The 16,764-nt window shown below is 32.2% G+C and carries 14 protein-coding genes; 8 read left to right on the top strand and 6 right to left on the bottom strand.

Translation table 11 applies throughout. The features are described 5' to 3' along the window. Together TD18_RS02250 and TD18_RS02255 are read right to left on the bottom strand one after the other, a co-directional pair. On the bottom strand, positions 1 to 456 hold the full coding sequence (locus tag TD18_RS02250; RefSeq protein ID WP_052461005.1) for a DUF1573 domain-containing protein: 456 nt from the start codon (positions 454 to 456) through the stop codon (positions 1 to 3). Between the two features lie 109 nt (positions 457 to 565). Then, a complete protein-coding gene (locus TD18_RS02255) occupies positions 566 to 1,627 on the bottom strand; it encodes a helix-turn-helix domain-containing protein (protein ID WP_052461006.1) in 1,062 nt (353 codons plus the stop codon). Between the two features lie 119 nt (positions 1,628 to 1,746). Here TD18_RS02255 and TD18_RS16920 point away from each other — a divergent pair, with 119 nt between their 5' ends. The 3 genes from TD18_RS16920 to lipB are packed head-to-tail and all read left to right on the top strand — an operon-like array spanning position 1,747 to position 3,441. After that, on the top strand, positions 1,747 to 1,905 hold the full coding sequence (locus TD18_RS16920; RefSeq protein WP_084205818.1) for a YqaE/Pmp3 family membrane protein: 159 nt from the start codon (positions 1,747 to 1,749) through the stop codon (positions 1,903 to 1,905). 44 nt (positions 1,906 to 1,949) lie between these two features. Further along, positions 1,950 to 2,738 carry a hypothetical protein gene (locus TD18_RS02265; RefSeq protein ID WP_040247836.1) on the top strand — a complete coding sequence of 263 codons (789 nt, stop codon included), beginning with the start codon at positions 1,950 to 1,952 and terminating at the stop codon, positions 2,736 to 2,738. Positions 2,739 to 2,742: 4 nt separating this feature from the next. Then, positions 2,743 to 3,441, top strand: a complete 699-nt coding sequence (lipB, locus tag TD18_RS02270; protein ID WP_040247839.1) for a lipoyl(octanoyl) transferase LipB — start codon at positions 2,743 to 2,745, stop codon at positions 3,439 to 3,441. Position 3,442: 1 nt separating this feature from the next. Here lipB and TD18_RS02275 read toward each other — a convergent pair whose 3' ends face one another. The 4 genes from TD18_RS02275 to TD18_RS02290 form a co-directional block, all read right to left on the bottom strand. Then, positions 3,443 to 3,949, bottom strand: a complete 507-nt coding sequence (locus tag TD18_RS02275; RefSeq protein WP_040247841.1) for a lipocalin family protein — start codon at positions 3,947 to 3,949, stop codon at positions 3,443 to 3,445. A 9-nt stretch (positions 3,950 to 3,958) separates the two neighbouring features. Beyond that, positions 3,959 to 5,008, bottom strand: a complete 1,050-nt coding sequence (locus TD18_RS02280; RefSeq protein ID WP_040247843.1) for a nucleoid-associated protein — start codon at positions 5,006 to 5,008, stop codon at positions 3,959 to 3,961. Positions 5,009 to 5,105: 97 nt separating this feature from the next. Further along, positions 5,106 to 7,487, bottom strand: coding sequence for a hypothetical protein (locus TD18_RS02285; RefSeq protein ID WP_052461007.1), 2,382 nt, complete (start codon positions 7,485 to 7,487; stop codon positions 5,106 to 5,108). A 27-nt stretch (positions 7,488 to 7,514) separates the two neighbouring features. Beyond that, entirely contained in the window at positions 7,515 to 8,117 is a 603-nt protein-coding gene (locus TD18_RS02290) for a ribonuclease HII (RefSeq protein WP_040247846.1), read from the bottom strand. Positions 8,118 to 8,320: 203 nt separating this feature from the next. Between TD18_RS02290 and TD18_RS02295 the strand changes: the two genes are divergently transcribed. The 5 genes from TD18_RS02295 (at position 8,321) to TD18_RS02315 (ending at position 16,607) form a co-directional block, all read left to right on the top strand. Continuing rightward, positions 8,321 to 11,383 carry a SusC/RagA family TonB-linked outer membrane protein gene (locus TD18_RS02295; RefSeq protein ID WP_040247849.1) on the top strand — a complete coding sequence of 1,021 codons (3,063 nt, stop codon included), beginning with the start codon at positions 8,321 to 8,323 and terminating at the stop codon, positions 11,381 to 11,383. Positions 11,384 to 11,397: 14 nt separating this feature from the next. Beyond that, entirely contained in the window at positions 11,398 to 12,822 is a 1,425-nt protein-coding gene (locus tag TD18_RS02300) for a RagB/SusD family nutrient uptake outer membrane protein (protein WP_040247987.1), read from the top strand. Positions 12,823 to 12,838: 16 nt separating this feature from the next. Continuing rightward, positions 12,839 to 13,648, top strand: coding sequence for a hypothetical protein (locus TD18_RS02305; RefSeq protein WP_040247851.1), 810 nt, complete (start codon positions 12,839 to 12,841; stop codon positions 13,646 to 13,648). Positions 13,649 to 13,671: 23 nt separating this feature from the next. Next, a complete protein-coding gene (locus TD18_RS02310; protein ID WP_040247854.1) occupies positions 13,672 to 14,541 on the top strand; it encodes a hypothetical protein in 870 nt (289 codons plus the stop codon). Between the two features lie 215 nt (positions 14,542 to 14,756). Further along, the gene (locus tag TD18_RS02315) at positions 14,757 to 16,607 is read left to right on the top strand and encodes a putative porin (protein ID WP_241480630.1); all 1,851 of its coding nucleotides are present in this window, start codon (positions 14,757 to 14,759) and stop codon (positions 16,605 to 16,607) included. The last annotated feature ends 157 nt before the right edge of the window (positions 16,608 to 16,764 follow it).

The following is a 16,764-nucleotide window of genomic DNA, read 5'->3' on the forward strand; positions in this document are numbered from 1 at the left end:
TTAATTTACAGATGCTTTTGGTTTAGCAATAACGTTTCCTTTAATTCGCAACTTTTTTTGTCTTTCATCTGCATTAGAAATGATTGTTATTGTCTTTGAAAAGGAGCCAACTCTATTTGTTGCATATTTGATATCAATTGTAGCCGTTTCGCCAGGCAAAATAGCTTGTTTAGGATAGGTTGGTACTGTGCAACCACATGTCGTTTTTACATTAGAAATCACAATAGGAGCGCGTCCTCTGTTGGTGAATTTAAAAGTGCGTATGCCATTGTCATTTTGAGCGATGGTTCCATAATCGATGACTTCTTCATCAAAATGGAAGACACCAATGTCATGACTGGATTCTAGTTCTTGTGCAAAATTAATGCAACTAAATAGCAGCATGCAAACCATGCTAATTAGTGTGATAATGTGATTTTTTTGGTTTCGGTTTGAAATTCTAACTTGATGTTTCATGTCTGTTCGTTTTTTGATTAATACGAATACAAACATCATAGTTTGAAATAAGAAAAGTGACTTATTAAGGGTTGGAAATGAGTACTAGTCCCTAGGTTGAATTTTGTAACTATCTGTTAAACAGTGATTTTAATTCGTCTCTAGAATTCACATTTAGTTTTTTATACACATTGTTAACGTGTGTTTTAACAGTACTTACACTCACAAAAAGCGTTTCAGCAATGTCTTTATTTGTTTTTTCATCAAGTAAAAGCTCTAAAACTTTTTGCTCTTGTTTGGTTAATTGATCTTTAGCTTCAGTATGTTGTTTTCGTTTTCTTTTTTTAGCTGAAAATACAAACCATAAGTTTAATAATACAGATGCAAAAAGTAAACCAATAACCAAGTTTGTCCAGTTGAAACCTGATTCATTTTCAGTTGTAGGAGATAGGATGTATTTATCTGAATTTAATTCTGCTTTATATTGGTTTGCGTATGACGAATTAGGATAGTCATGTTCCAAACGCTGTAATAATTTATCGTAATAAGTATTCGTTTTTAAATCTTCAAGATAATACTCATGAAAAGCGTTGCTTCTGTCTGATAAAAAGGAATAAATATAGAGTTCTGCAAGTGGTTCATTGAGTTCCTGACCAAAATCTTGTAAAGTTTTAAACCATTTTTTATTGTTTAAAGTTCGATTAGCTTTACTTCTAAATTCGGTGTAAGCAAATTTCATTTCTTCCTTAAGGGAATCTATTTTTATAAAAGATGCTGTTTTTGGATTGTTTGAAATGATGTCGCAAAACATTTGCGCTTCAAATGATAACGGAAATGTTATGCTATCCGTGTTTTTAGCAATAAAGAGGATATCTCTACTATCAGCACAATGACCATCAAAATGATTGCTCGCCTGATTATAAGACTCACAATTATCAACGTGCAATTTATAGATCTTTTGTTGGGATTCTAATTGATTCCCTTTAAACTGAAAATAGCCAGAAGTATCAGCTTCGGCCTTAGAAATAATCTGTTCGTCGTTTATGCCATTAAGCGTTCGATAGTCTTCAATTACAGATAAATACACATCGCTTTGCCAACGTTCATTGTCAATGTAACCATCAAATTGATGTTGTGCATGAATATGGTTTCCGAAGAAAAAAAAGAAAGCTAATGTAACTAAATATCTCACAGCACTAAACTACTATAAATTCTTTTAATAGAAAATGGGCGTGAATATAATTACTACATGTAACAAATTAAAAAAGAAGACGTCAGATAGTTACATCATCAATCATCAAAATCAAAATTATGAGTTTCTGGAGAGTACTTCTCGCTATTATTTGTCCGCCATTATCTGTTATTGGAAAAGGATGCGGATCTGTTTTTATTGTTTTTCTGTTATGGCTCTGTGGCTGGGTTCCAGGTGTCATCGCTGCTTTAATAATCCTGAACAATCCTGAACGATAAAAAGCGTATCTTTGTATCGTATTTAAAACGATAAACCTTAAGATATGAAACGCTTAATTCTCTTACTTTTTAGTCTGTCAATTTTTACCAGTTGCAATTTTACCGAAGAAATCACTTTTAATGACGATGGTTCGGGAGAATTTATCATGAGTTACGATATGAGCGAAGTGATGAAAACGCTTGAAGAAGAAATGGGAGGAAGTAAGGATAAAGAAGAAAAAGTGAAAGTAAAGTTAGATAGTGTGTTCTATTTTAAAGACATGTTTGTTGAAAAAGCTGATAGTATAGCAACCTTATCTGTTGAAGAACAAAAGGAATTAAAGGCATTGGAAACAGTGGTTGTAAAGATGTATATGGATGAAGAAAAAGGTGATTTTGATTTTGGATTTGGATCTACATTTAAAAGTTTAGAAGAACTTCCTGAAGTTTTAGAAAAAATAGAAAAGGCCAAGGAATTGAATAAAGAAAACAGTGCTGAATATTCAAAAATGGATGAAACTGCAGTGGCAAAAGCATCAAAAAATATGTTTGAATACATAGACTTTTCTTATGATGGTAAAACCTTTTCCAGATCTTTAAAAGAAGATTACAAACAGTCATCAGAAGATTTAGAAGCCTTAGATAAAGAAATATCAGAAATGGGTGAAGCTAAAGATATGTTTGAAGCAATGAGTTATACTTTAGTGTATCATTTCCCAAAAGCGGTTAAATCAGTCAGCAATAAAAAGGCCACCATTAGTGATGATGGTAAAACGGTCAAATTAAAAATGAATTTTATAGACATGTTAAAGTCGCCAGAAACGATGACTTTAGATGTTGTTTTAGAACGTTAGAGCATTGAATAAAACCATAGAATTACAAGATTTAGGTACCAAAGATTTTAAAGAGACTTGGGATTATCAAGAGCAACTTTTCAAAGGTATTTTAGATACTAAAATCAGGAATAGAAGAGAAAATCTAAGTTTACCAACAGATAATTACTTTCTATTTGTAGAGCATCCTCACGTCTATACTTTGGGTAAAAGTGGCGATATGTCAAATTTGCTATTGTCTGAAACACAACTCACCCAAAAAGGAGCGACGTTTTATAAAATAAATAGAGGAGGAGATATTACCTATCATGGTCCAGGACAAATTGTTGGTTATCCTATTTTAGATTTGGATAATTTCTTTACAGACATTCATAAGTATCTCAGATTTCTTGAAGAAATGATTATTCTCACCTTAGCAGAATATGGTTTAAAAACCGAACGTAGTCCTGGAGAAACTGGTGTATGGTTGGATGTTGGAACACCTTTTGCGCGAAAAATATGTGCCATGGGAGTTCGTGCCAGTCGTTGGGTAACTATGCATGGTTTTGCATTAAATGTCAATGCTGATTTAGGATATTTTGACAATATTATTCCCTGTGGTATAAAAGGAAAAGCAGTTACTTCGCTTAATGTTGAATTAGGTTTAGAAAAAGTAGATGAAGCTGAAGTGAAAGAAAAGCTTTTAAACCATTTTAAAGCCTTATTCGAAGCTGATTTTTGTTAGATTACCAATGAAATGCTCTGTCTTTAATAGCAATATTTTCTGAAACAAAAATGTCTACAAGTTTTGTTTCTTTTGAAGAAAACTGTTTATGCTTGAACTCTAAAATCATGAGCGTGTCATTTAAATTAAGAATTTTAAAGAATTTATAATCATTATCTAAATTCATTAACTCTTTTAGCTTTTCTCCTTTGAGCTTTATGTAAGGATAGTTGTCTTTGCTATGGTATATGGACCAATTTGCAGTTAACGTACCTCCACAGTCTTCATGCTCACCATTATTATCGTACATGATTCCGTGGTCAAGGTAAGTTGCTCTGTAAGATAAAAAACAATCTCCCATATTCATTCTAGTTTTATTGTTATAACGTCTTGCAAGTTTCCATGTTTTTGTTGAATCGCCAGCAATGATTTTGGTGTAATTTTCTGGCAATTGAAAGGGTGGTTTTTTGTCACTATTGCACGACACAATAATTATAACAGTTATTACTAGTAAGATGGATTGTTTCATGATTTTTGTTTAACCCTCTTCATTAAAGAACACTTTATAAAAATGCATTTTTTTCTCTGCATCATAACCACGTTCTAAATATTCGGCTGAGGCATCTGGAGCATCGACATCGAGTTTGATTTGAATATTGGTGTCTAATTTGATTTCAGTCTTTATTTTTTGTTTCTGTTTTTTCAGAACGATTTCAGATACGTCAAATTGATTTCGAATCAAAATATTATGATCGCTTTCATAGACTTTTTTATAGTCTTCAAATAATTGAATCGTGTCTTCCTTTTCAAAAACATCTTCTTTAAATGATTCGATATTTACGATTTCATTTTCTTTAAAAAAGTCGACCGTTTTAGCCAAAAAACTACTTTGTTCTTGTCCACCAAATTGAGGTTGCATCACATCCTTAGAAAACTCGCGACACATTTCAATGTAATTTTTGGTATGCTCATTAGAGTCGTCAGGGTATTTGACATTTAAAAAGCTTTTAATCCAGTATTGTGCATCGTAATTATTATGATCAACACTAAGCACTATTTTTCCTTCACTATCAGCAGCATTTAAAATTAAACAACCCTTGTCAACTTTCTTTGTAGCAATGCCTTTTTGAGTGATAATATCATAGCTACCATGTTCCAGATAAGTTTGAAAAAAATGCGATTTGTTTTCAACTTTAAAAATACCAATTGCATCTGTTTGATAATCTTCATATTGCAAATCGTGAAACATGCAAATAATGACATCTCCCGTTTTAATTTGTGCCGAATTTGATTGCTCAAATAGATGCATCACAATGTGCTTTGATGTTTCAATAAAATCTGAGTCATCACTTAATAATTTTGAGGCATAACTATTGATTTCATTGAGTTCAATATTAGAATGATGACTAAAACGATACGTCTCTGACAAGTTTGAAAAAGGACGTAATAAGTAAGGAAGGATGAGTTCGTAACTCATTTCGTCAAATTCAAGTTCTTTCTCAGAAAACGCATTTTTTGTGCTGTTAAATTTATTTCCAACTTTATGGAGTATGCATTTTGAAATTGAGGCTTTTGTACGTTTTATCATATTGAAAATGGTATCGCTTTAACCGTTGCGTAAGATTGATTTCTTTTTAATTTATTTCGTAGACAATGATGGAGTTGTCGTCACCTTTGACAACAACTTATATCGATTTATCATTATCGATATCATCCATCTCTATTGACGAATTTCCATAGACAGGAAAGTTATTTATTGGTTTAGCCTGACTGTCAAAAACATAAACTTTTTTAGCTTGTAAATCTGTGACAGTTACATATATTTTGTCAGAGATATAAAAGATTTTAGGCGCTGTATAATCTCCAAAATCTAAATTGATGGTTTTAGTTTTTATCGTCAGTTTATTATCAGATAAAGTTACCAACGTTTTACTTGTTGTTGCTATAGAATGTTTCTCACTAAGATTAAGATTCTTATGGTTTACACTTCCTTTTTGATTGATCTCAAGAAGTTCGCCTCTTGAATTACTAGTTGTAAAATTGTTGTTGTACAAGTAGATTTCATTTCCAGAAAAATCTATCGATTCTTTCACATTAACTCTTTGTTTTCCAACGCGGTCTAAAACTTCTAAAGTATTGCCGTCTGCAAAAACAATATAGTCTTTCCTTGAAATTCTAAAATGTTTAGGTTGTGTGTTAATATTGTTAATAGCAGATTTGTATTTAAATCCATTAACCATTTTGCCTCTTTGGTCGTACATTAAAACGTTCTTACCTTGAGTAAGCATGAGTCTGTAATTTCTCTTATTATCATAATCAAATACAGAAAGTGGCTGGGTGATTTTTTTATTAAATGTCAAAGGAAAAGGCGATACGTCTTTACCATTTCTATCTAAAACATATAACTTATTTTGAGTTGCAAATGCTAGTTGCAATCGTCCGTTTTTATACATGTCAATCTGTTCGATTTTTCCAAGTATTTTTCCATCAAGTTGTTTTTTCCAAAATAGCTTACCTTGGTTTGAAAATAGGTAGAGGTTATTGTTAATATCTTGTACAATAAGATCCTTTTGATTGTTGGTATGATTATTAATTAGTTGTGGGCTAACTAACATATCTGCGTCGAGAGTGATGTTTACATCTTCAGTGACTGTGTTGTTTCTGGCTCTAGACTTATTTGTTTTAAAAATAGCGTTAACATGCGCAAAATTAGTATCATAAATATATTGTATAGCAGAGGTTTTGTAATCACTAATTTTTAGGTTTTTGTCGTCATTAAAATTAGAATTCAAAATCGTATTTAAATCTGTGTTATTCGCATAAATGAATAGCGAAGATTCGTCGCTAAGATGTTTCATCATATCATCAAAGTGACTTGTTTCAGAAAGTGTTGTATTATTTTGAAAGTTTGCAATTATCGTTTCTAAGAATTCTAAATCTTCAGTTAAAATGAAAAAATCTTCAAGATTAGCGTAATACGAAATTGTAGTTTTAGGAATTAAAGGTGAAAATAATTCGGTAATTTGAGTTGTATAATCCCAGTTATAAATCGATACAGATCTAAAGGTGGAACTGATGTTTTGTGACAAGTTTTCCAGAGTTGTACTAGCATCAATTGACTGAAGAATAATTGCTCTTTTGTCATCTTTTTCAACAAAACCAACTTCGACTATGGTTTCGAAGGGTTGTAATTCTTTTGCTGAGTCATCTAAGGCTTTGAATTTTGATAATTGGTTTACAAATAATTTTATATCACTGAATGTAAAGCTTAAAAAATAGTCACTGTCTGAAGGAATTACACTAGCAGTTTTATTTTCTTGTGGAATGTTGTGTTTGAATATATTAATTAAACTTTTAGTAGAGTCTGAAGCTTTTGTGATTCCGTTTAAAAAAATGTCGTTTTGCGAAATGTCACCATCGATAAGCAGGTAATTTGAGATTTGAGATGCATTTAATTTTTGGCTTTTAAACTGTAATGGATTAAATGCCGTATGTCTGAGATCAATTAAAACGGAAACAGATTTGTTTTCATTAGAAATTTTTAATAGTTGTTCTGCTTCAGAAGCTATAGCTTTTTTGTTAAAAGACGCTTCTACAAGTTTTAAGCGATTTGAAATAAATAATATGCTATCGATTACTGATGAATAATAAGTTGAGCTATTTATGTTCAGCCTTGTGATGGATTTATGTTTTGAGGTAAATGTTTCCGAAATTAAATTAGGGATAGAATCTAATTCTAAAACGGAAGCATTAAATTTTGTAATGATGCTAATTTCTAGACTGTCATTGCTATCTTGAGATAATGCAATGTAGCATTTGCCTTTTGGTTTAAGGTAAGAGATGAGCTCGAGTTTTTTATTGAAATCTTGTATCTGAGGATAATTTAGAAGCTCCTGAGTTAAAGTATTGGTATTAACTGCGCTTTTTAGACTTTCTAAAGAATTAGTTGATATTACGGCAGATGAATTTTCTGGAATATAATCAAAAATGTCTGATGCTTTTTTTTTATCACTTCCACAACTTAAAGTTAAAATGCACAAGACGATTAGCAGCCAAATATTTTTCATTGATAAGGTTTTTGCAAATATAAAAAGTTACAGTTCTAATTTTAATTGTTCTGGCAATAATCTAAAAGATTTTCTATGGTATTTAGTGATGCCGTATTTTTGAATTGCAAGGCGGTGTTCTTTTGTAGGATAGCCTTTGTTTTTAATCCAGTTATACATGGGGTACTCTTGATGAATTTCAGCCATATAAGCATCTCGATACGTTTTGGCGAGAACTGAAGCAGCTGCTATCGAAAGAAATTTGCTATCGCCTTTAACAATGGTTTGGTGAGCAGTAGCCTGATAAGGTTTGAATTTGTTGCCATCGACGATTATGAAATTTGGCTGTGGATTTAGTTTTTCGATGGCTTGATGCATTGCCAAAATTGAAGCATTTAAAATATTGATCTTATCAATTTCAGTTTGGAACACATGAGATACAGCAAAAGCAATACTTTTTTCCTCGATTATGGATTTTAATGCTATTCTTTTTTTTTCTGAAAGTAATTTGGAATCATTCAGTATGTCATTAGTAAATTCTTGAGATAAAATAACAGCTGAAGCCGTAACTGGTCCAGCTAAACAGCCTCTTCCAGCTTCATCCGTTCCACATTCGAAATCTAATTTTGAAAAGTTAGCTAAAAGGTTCAATAATGTTAAAGTTTAGACAAAGTTAAAATTTTAACGCAACCATTTGTAAACTATTGCATCTTAATGTTGGTAAAAGCATCGATTGTGCAATTATTTAATGAACATTTTAATTGTTAGGTTGTTAACATTTTTTTGGCAAAAATACTTGTTTATTTAATATATTATTAAGATGTTTGCGCTAGACTAACTCAAATAATTGTTTTATGAAATTAAAGTTAACATGGTTAATGACGCTTTTTATGGCGTTTGTGATGCAATTTTCTTTTGCACAAGAGAAAACAATCACGGGAACAGTTACATCAGCAGCGGATGGTTTACCATTACCTGGTGTGAATGTAATTGTACAAGGGACTTCAAGGGGAGTTCAAACAGATTTTGATGGTAATTATACCATTAAAGCGAGTACTGGAGAAACATTAGTTTTTTCATTTTTAGGTATGAAAGAAGCGACTGCTCAGGTTGCTGCTAGTAATACAATTAATATGGTAATGAGCGAGGATGTAGAAACCCTTGAAGAAATTGTTGTAGTAGGTTTCAGTTCTAAATCAAGAGATGAGCTTACTTCTGCAGTATCAAATGTTACCAGTGAAGATTTACAAAAAATCGCACCATCTGTAAGTATAGATAACATGCTTCAAGGTGTTGCAGCAGGTGTTCAGGTAACTGCTCAAAACGGTAAGCCTGGTCAAACAGCGTTTATTAGAGTACGTGGTATTGGTTCAATCAATGCTGGTAATCAACCACTATATATTGTGGATGGAGCTCAAGTAAATGAAAATGACGTTAACGCTATTAATCCAAACGATGTTGAATCTGTAAGTGTCTTAAAAGATGCTGCATCAACGTCAATCTATGGTGCTCGTGGTGGTAATGGTGTTGTTCTTATTACAACAAAACGTGGTAAGAAAGGAAAAGATGCTGTTATTAAAATTAGCTCAAGATTAGGTCGTAGTAGAAAAGTTAGAGATAACTTTACTATGATGAATTCAGCTCAAAAACTTCAATACGAAAGAGAGTTGGGTGTTGGAACAGGTGCTTCAATTGGTTCAAATGCTGAGCTTAATGCTTTATTAGCATTAGATCATGATTGGCAAGAAGATTTATTGCAAGATGGTTTACAACAGTCATTTTCTTTTTCTGTTTCAGGTGGTGAAGAGCGTATGCGTTACTTCTTCTCTTTAGGATATGATGATGATACAGGTATTGTTAGAGATATTGATGGTTACAACAGATCTTCGGGTCGTTTAAACGTTGATTATGATGCAAAACCATGGTTAACAGTAGGTACTAGTTTGTCTTTCTCAAGTATAGAGCAAGGTGATCCAAGAGATAGAAACAATGCTCAAAACCCGTTTAGAGCAATGTATGATTACAATCCGTATGAGCCTTTCTTCAGAAGAGATGCTAATGGTGATGTTATTTTTGATGCTAACAATAACCCTGTGTTGAACCCAACTTCAGCTGGTTACCCTGTATCAAGTGAGCTTAGAGAAAACTTGAATACTAGATACAACAATAGATTCTTAGGAAATATGTATTTAGATATGAAATTACATGAAAATGTAAAGTTCTTAACGCAAGTATCTGGTATTTATGACCAATTTAGAAGAGAGAGATTTTTAACTCCAGGTTCAACATTAGATTTAATTGTTAATTCAAATGTTGCTACAGGAGATAAAACTGATAGTGGTTCTTTTGACTTTACTTGGACTTGGTTAAACAAGGCTACATATTCAAACACATTTGGAGAAAAGCACAACTTAGAAGTTACTGCATTAACAGAATTTGTAAGAAGAAACTATAGAGATTATTTAGCTTCTGGAACAGGTTTTGTAATTGGAGGTCCATCTGTTTTAGATGTATCTGCTGCGCCTGATACTGTGGGTGGAACACGATTTGAAAATTCTTTATTCTCAATTGCTGGTAACGTTGATTACAACTACGATAACAGATATATCTTAACTGCTACAGTTAGACGTGATGGTTCTTCAAGATTTGGAGCGAATACGAAATATGGTACATTCTATAGTGGTTCTCTTGCTTGGAATATTAATAACGAAGCATTCTTTAAGAGTAATACAATTAACACGTTAAAGTTAAGAGCATCTTATGGTACTTCTGGTAATGATCAAATTGGTAATTACCAATCTATTACTGCGTACGGTTATGCTGCTTATAACGGTTTAAATACTCTTGAGCCAAGTAACTTTGGTGATCCAAATTTAGGATGGGAGCAAAATACAAATTACGGTGTTGGTGTTGAATTCGGATTGTTTAACAACAGATTGAGAGGTTTAGTAGATTACTATAACAGAACAACATCTGATTTATTATTAAACGAACAATTACCATTCTCAGTAGGTGGACCAACAGTTACAGGAAACTTAGGTGAAATGGTAAATAAAGGTTGGGAATTTGAATTAGCTGGAGATGTAATCAGAACTGAAGATTTCAGATGGACGCTTAATGCTAACTTAAACCTTTATGACAATGAAGTTACTAAATTAGTAAACGTAGATGATCCTAATACAGCAGATAATGAAAGTGATTTATTTACAACTGCAAACTTCTTCTCTGTGTTAAGAGTTGGAGAAGAAGTGAATACTTTCTTCTTAACGCGTTATGCTGGAGTTAATCCTGCTAACGGTGAGGCTTTATACTTAGATACAGACGGTAATGTAACAAACGTTGCTGCAGGTAATGAAGTTGCTTTATCTGGGAAATCTCCTTTCGCAGATATGGATGGTAGCTTTGGTACAAGCGTACAATATAAAGGTTGGGATTTAAATGCTAACTTCTATTGGAAAGTTGGAAACTACATCTATAACATTCCAGAATCTAACATGTTAGCTGATGGTGATGGTATTGAAAGCCAAAACCAAAGATTAGATGCATTTAACTACTGGAGAAACCCAGGAGATACGAATGTATTGCCAAGACCTTCTTCAGCTGGATTTGCTGCTGATGCAGCTCAAACATCAGATAGATTCTTGCAAAAAGGTGATTATATCAGATTACGTTCGTTACAATTAGGATATACTTTACCAAAGCGTTTCACAGATGCAATGGCTTTAGATAACGTAAGAATTTATGCTGCAGGAACAAACTTATGGACATATGCTCCTGAATTTAAAGGTGATCCTGAAGTAGGTATTGGTTCAGGAGAAACTCAAACTGCTGCTACCGGAACAATTCCTGGTGAGTTTGCTTTATATAGTTATCCTACAACAGCTACAATTGCTGTTGGATTTGATATTCAATTTTAAAAAATATGAAAAAGATGAAAAAATACACAATAGTTTTAAGCACGATATTCGCCATGGCTTTCATGAGCTCGTGTGATCAAGATAATTTAAATCTAAACCCATTTGATTCTGTGGGTGTAGATGTAGCTCTAAATACACAGGGCGATTTTGATATCGCTGTAAATGGGCTTTACAGTATGATGATTGATGAGCAATACTATGGAGCTGACTTTCTGTCCTTTCCAGATGTATTGGCAGATAACCTTATTATCAATTTAGATGCAAGACAAACTCAAAGATCTACATTTGAGTGGAGATACAATCCAAATGATACTAGAGGAAATTTCATGGCTGACGCCTATGATGTTGTACAACAAGCTAACTTTATCTTAGAAAACATAGATAAGTTACCTGCTGGAGCACAAAGAAATAATACTGAAGCTCAAGCATTGGCTGCTAGAGCCTTGGCTCATTTCAATCTTAATAATGTGTTCGGTAAAATACCAACGCAAGATGCTGGTGCAAATGCATCTTTAGGAATTTCACTTAACTTTGCTTCTGACATTCGTCAAACTTTAGCAAGAAATACAGTAGAAGCAGTTTATAATTCTGTAATTAATGATTTAGAAGAAGCGGCTGATAAGATTTCTCCAGACAATGGTATTGAACGTTTCAATCCAGATGCTATTAATGGATTATTATCAAGAGTTTACCTTTACAATGGAGAGTGGCAAAATGCTGTTGATGCTGCAAACGCAGTATCTACTTCAGTTGCAGATTTTGGTAATTTTACTGGAATTTGGGATGATTCAAGTGATGATGGAGTCTTGTTTAAGTTAATCAACAGAGATGCCGATACGGATATTTCAACAGCGGTACCTTACAATCAGGAATTAACTGCTGGAATCTTTTCAGAATATGTTGTTGATTTTGGTTTCTTCGGTCAGTATAGTGATCAAGATGTAAGAAAAGGAGCTTTTATACAAACATCACCATTTGAAGGAGATACTTATAACCACGTAGTAATTCATAATAACAGTTCTATAAATATGGGTTCTGGAGTTGTTGATATCAAGGTTATTAGAGCAGCTGAGGTGCAATTGAATAAAGCAGAAGCTTTAGCTAATATGAACATGGATGGTTTGGCATTAGCTGCTTTAGATTTAGTAAGAGAGCAAAGATATGTTGTTAATCCAGGAGGAGGAGAAACAGGTCAAGCACTTAAAGATGCTATTCAATTAGAAAGACGTTTAGAATTGGCTTTCCAAGGTCATAGATTCTTTGATATCAAGCGTCAAGGTGATGCAATTACCAGAACTAATGCAGGGCAATTTGCAGATGGTACTGGAACGCCACCATTATTCTTAACATTGCCAGCAGGTGATTGTAAGTTCGAATTAGCGATACCAGTTACAGAAATTAATGTAAACCCAGCTTCTTCGCAAAATCCTTGCTATTAATTAAAAAAAAATAATTATGAAAAAATCAATTTTATTATTAACAGCAGTTGTATTATCATTGTTTATGTTCTCATGTGATGAGGAAAATGAAAACATACATATATATGACTCAGGTACAGTAACGTACTTTACAAATACTGCAGGCAATTTCTTTGTAACTGCTGATAACCCAACTACGACTATTGAAGTAGTATCCTCTTCAACTTCAAGTGCTGCAAGAACATTTACGGTGTCTATTGATACTGATGCTACTACTGCAGTGCAAGGTGTTGAGTATGTGTTAGATTCTAATACAGTTACAATTCCAGCTGGTTCATATTTCGGAACTGTTGAAATTGGAGGATTATTTGATGGAGCTTTAGAAGAAGGATCTACACTTGTTTTAAATTTAAGTGGAGGTTCAACTGCAGGTTTTGACACACAATATACTTTAAACATTTTTAAATTATGTGAATCAGATTTAGCAGGTATGTATGAAGTAACAACAACTTACGGATTCCATGACTTTTTACCAGATTTCAACCCTCACACACAAATGATGGAGTGGGTTGAATTAGGTGAAGGTGCTTATTTTATACAAGATTTCTCTGGAGGTTTGTATGATGGTGGTCCTTACACTGATGCTTACGGAACTGGTCCTGCTAGTATGGATGTTGTAGTCAATGATATTTGTGGTAATATTTCTTGGATTGACCAAGCAGATCCATGGGGAGATATTTTACCTAATGGTGTTAATTCTGTTGATCCTAATACAGGTGTTATTACTACATCATGGACATGCACTGGATATGGTGAAAATGGAGTTTCTGTTTACGTACCACAATAATTTTAATTTAAATAATAATAATTATGAAATATATATTAAATTTTAAACTGTTATTCATCGCAGCATTACTGGTATTTGTATCATGTGATAGTAAAGATGATGACACAAGTTTCCTAGATGACAGAGCAGCTGTTTCTTATTTTGCACCTGCAAGTTCAGGAACGTTATTAGTTGAAGAAGGAGCTTCAAGATTTTATGACGTAAAAGTTGGTGTATCTGAAGCAAAACCGTTTTCTAGAACATATACGATTATGACTGATCCTACTTCAGAAGCTGTTGAAGGTGTAGACTATACGTTAGCTACTACTAATTTTGAGATTCCTGCTAATGCTATTGTTGGATCTTTTCGTCTAGCATCTGGAGATTATGAGTCTTCAACTTTAAGTGGTAAAACTGTTAAGTTCACCCTAGTTGAAGTTGAGCAATCACAAGTTTTAGAAAACAGAAGTAGTTTTACACTTACTGTAATTAGATTCTGTCCAATACCAGCAGATTATATGGTTGGGGATTATCAAATTCAAGATTTAGTTGGTACAGTTGGTCCAGGTAATGGAACGTCAAATTTTGCTCCAGGTGTTGTTACAATATCTGCTGACGCTAGTGATCCTACACTTAGAACATTTGCATCTCCAGTACTTCCTGCTTTTAATTCAGAAGTTGAGACTGTTAACTTATTCTTATCATGTGGTAATTTTGGTATGAGTGATGTTGATCCAGGTTTATCATGTAACGCTGGTGGAGCTCCACCACTTTATATATTTAGTGCAGATCCAGATAATGTTCCAACATACGATTTAAGTGATGATTCATCATTTACAATTACATATACAGAAGATCCTAATGGTTCTTGTGGTGGACCTTATCCAGCATCTTATCTATTAACTAAGTTATAGGATAACAAGTTTTAATAATAATAAAAACGTCTAAGGAAACTTAGACGTTTTTTTAGTTAGATATAAATTATATAATATTTAAGATTTAAATATTAGTTTTAAAAGTATATTTGGTTATTATGAGAATATTATTTTTCTATATTATTTTTTTTATTTGTTTAAGTTCTCATTCCCAAAATAAGGATAAAAGACTTCAAGTTCAAAATGCATCAATTTTGGACACTTCACAGTTGTCTAGCTCTAAATCTAGAAATGGAGACATTTATAAGGAAAAAGCGACAATTAATCAATATTTGATAATTTCACACCAAAGAGATACTACTCATGTCGATACAACATTATCAATATATAAAGACTATAAATTTAATTATTTAAGAAAAGATAATTTTAATTTAATAGCATTTTCAAATATTGGTCAAACGTATAATTCTTTAAGTAAAGAATTTGGAAACAATGCAATTTTACCATTGTTTGGTGCAAGAGCTAGACATTTCAATTATATGGAAGTTGATGACATTCATTATTATTATGTTCCTACACCATTTACAGAGCTTTTTTTTAAAACAGCATTTCAACAAGGTCAGGTTTTAGATGCTTTCTTCTCTGTTAACACTTCTCCGCAGTTCAATTTTTCTATCGCTTATAAAGGTCTGAGATCTCTAGGGAATTATCAGCATATTTTAACTAGTACTGGAAATTTTAGATTAACTACTAATTATCATACTAAAAATAACAGATATAGTTTGATGGCTCATATCGTTACTCAAGATTTACTAAATCAAGAAAATGGTGGTATTAAAGATGAGGATATTGAAAATTTTCAATTTGGGGATGAAGATTTTATTGATAGAGCAGTATTTGATCCTCAATTTGAAAACGCCGAGAATATTTTGAGAGGTAAACGGTTTTATTTAGATCATAAATATGATATAATTAAACCTAGTGATTCAACCGCCAATGGTGTAACTGTAGGTCAAACTATTAATTTTGAGGATAAATATTATGAGTTTTATCAATCAACTATTAATGATTTCTTCGGCGATGCATTTGTGGGTACAATTTTAGATAGAACAACTCTTGAAAATTTTTATAATCGCTTTTATTTTGATTACAATAATAGTGTATTGGGTAATTTTCAATTCAATTTTGATTATAACAATTATAATTATGGTTATGACAGTGTTACTGTTTTAAATGATATTACATTGCCTAATAGAATAAAAGGTAATACAATAGCGTTAGGTGCCAAATTTAGCAAGAAATTTGGTAAATTAAATATAGCTGGTGAGATACTGGCAAATATCACTGGTGATTTTGATGGTACCATGTTAATCGCTGATGCGACGTATATTATTAATGACGATTTTACAGTTAATACTTCTTTGAAACTAAATTCATCAGCACCTAATTACAATTATTTGTTATATAAAAGTGATTACATTAATTATAATTGGGATAATATCAATTCTTTTGAGAATATAAATACAAGACATTTTGTTTTTGATCTAAAATCTTCTAGTCTAGTAAATATAACTTTAGATTACACAAATATTGATAATTATACAGCTTTTATTAATACTGTAGATGGAATTAAACCATTTCAAAGCTCAGAACAAATTAGTTATTTGAAAATAAAGTTGGGTAAAGAGATTAAGTATGGAAGTTTTGCTTTGGATAATACTATATTGTATCAAAATGTTCTGAGTGGAGATGGAATATTAAATGTTCCAGAATTTATCTCTAGGAATACATTATACTATTCCAATCATTTTTTCAAAAAGGCTTTATTTCTTCAAACAGGAGTAACATTGAATTACTTTACTGCATATAACATGGATGCCTATGACCCCTTGCTGGCAGAATTCTATATTCAAAATGATACTGAAATAGGAAATTTTCCAAGATTAGATTTTTTTATTAATGCAAAAATAAGACAAACAAGAATATTTTTAAAAGCTGAGCATTTAAATGCAGCTTTTACAGGCTACAATTATTTTTCAGCGCCAAATTATCCTTACAGAGATTTTGCTATTCGCTTCGGACTTGTTTGGGATTTCTTTTTATAAGATAATTTAAACTCTTTCATTATAGAGCTTATTCTTTGCTTTAATTATTACTATCTAATATAAAATAATTATCAAGTGAATATATATTTAATATGATAGACATATAATGTACTCACTTTTAAGGAGTAACGTTTTTTTTAAAAATACTTTAAAAAAG

The sequence above is a fragment of the Psychroserpens mesophilus genome, assembly GCF_000826645.1.
Lineage (GTDB): Bacteria > Bacteroidota > Bacteroidia > Flavobacteriales > Flavobacteriaceae > Psychroserpens > Psychroserpens mesophilus.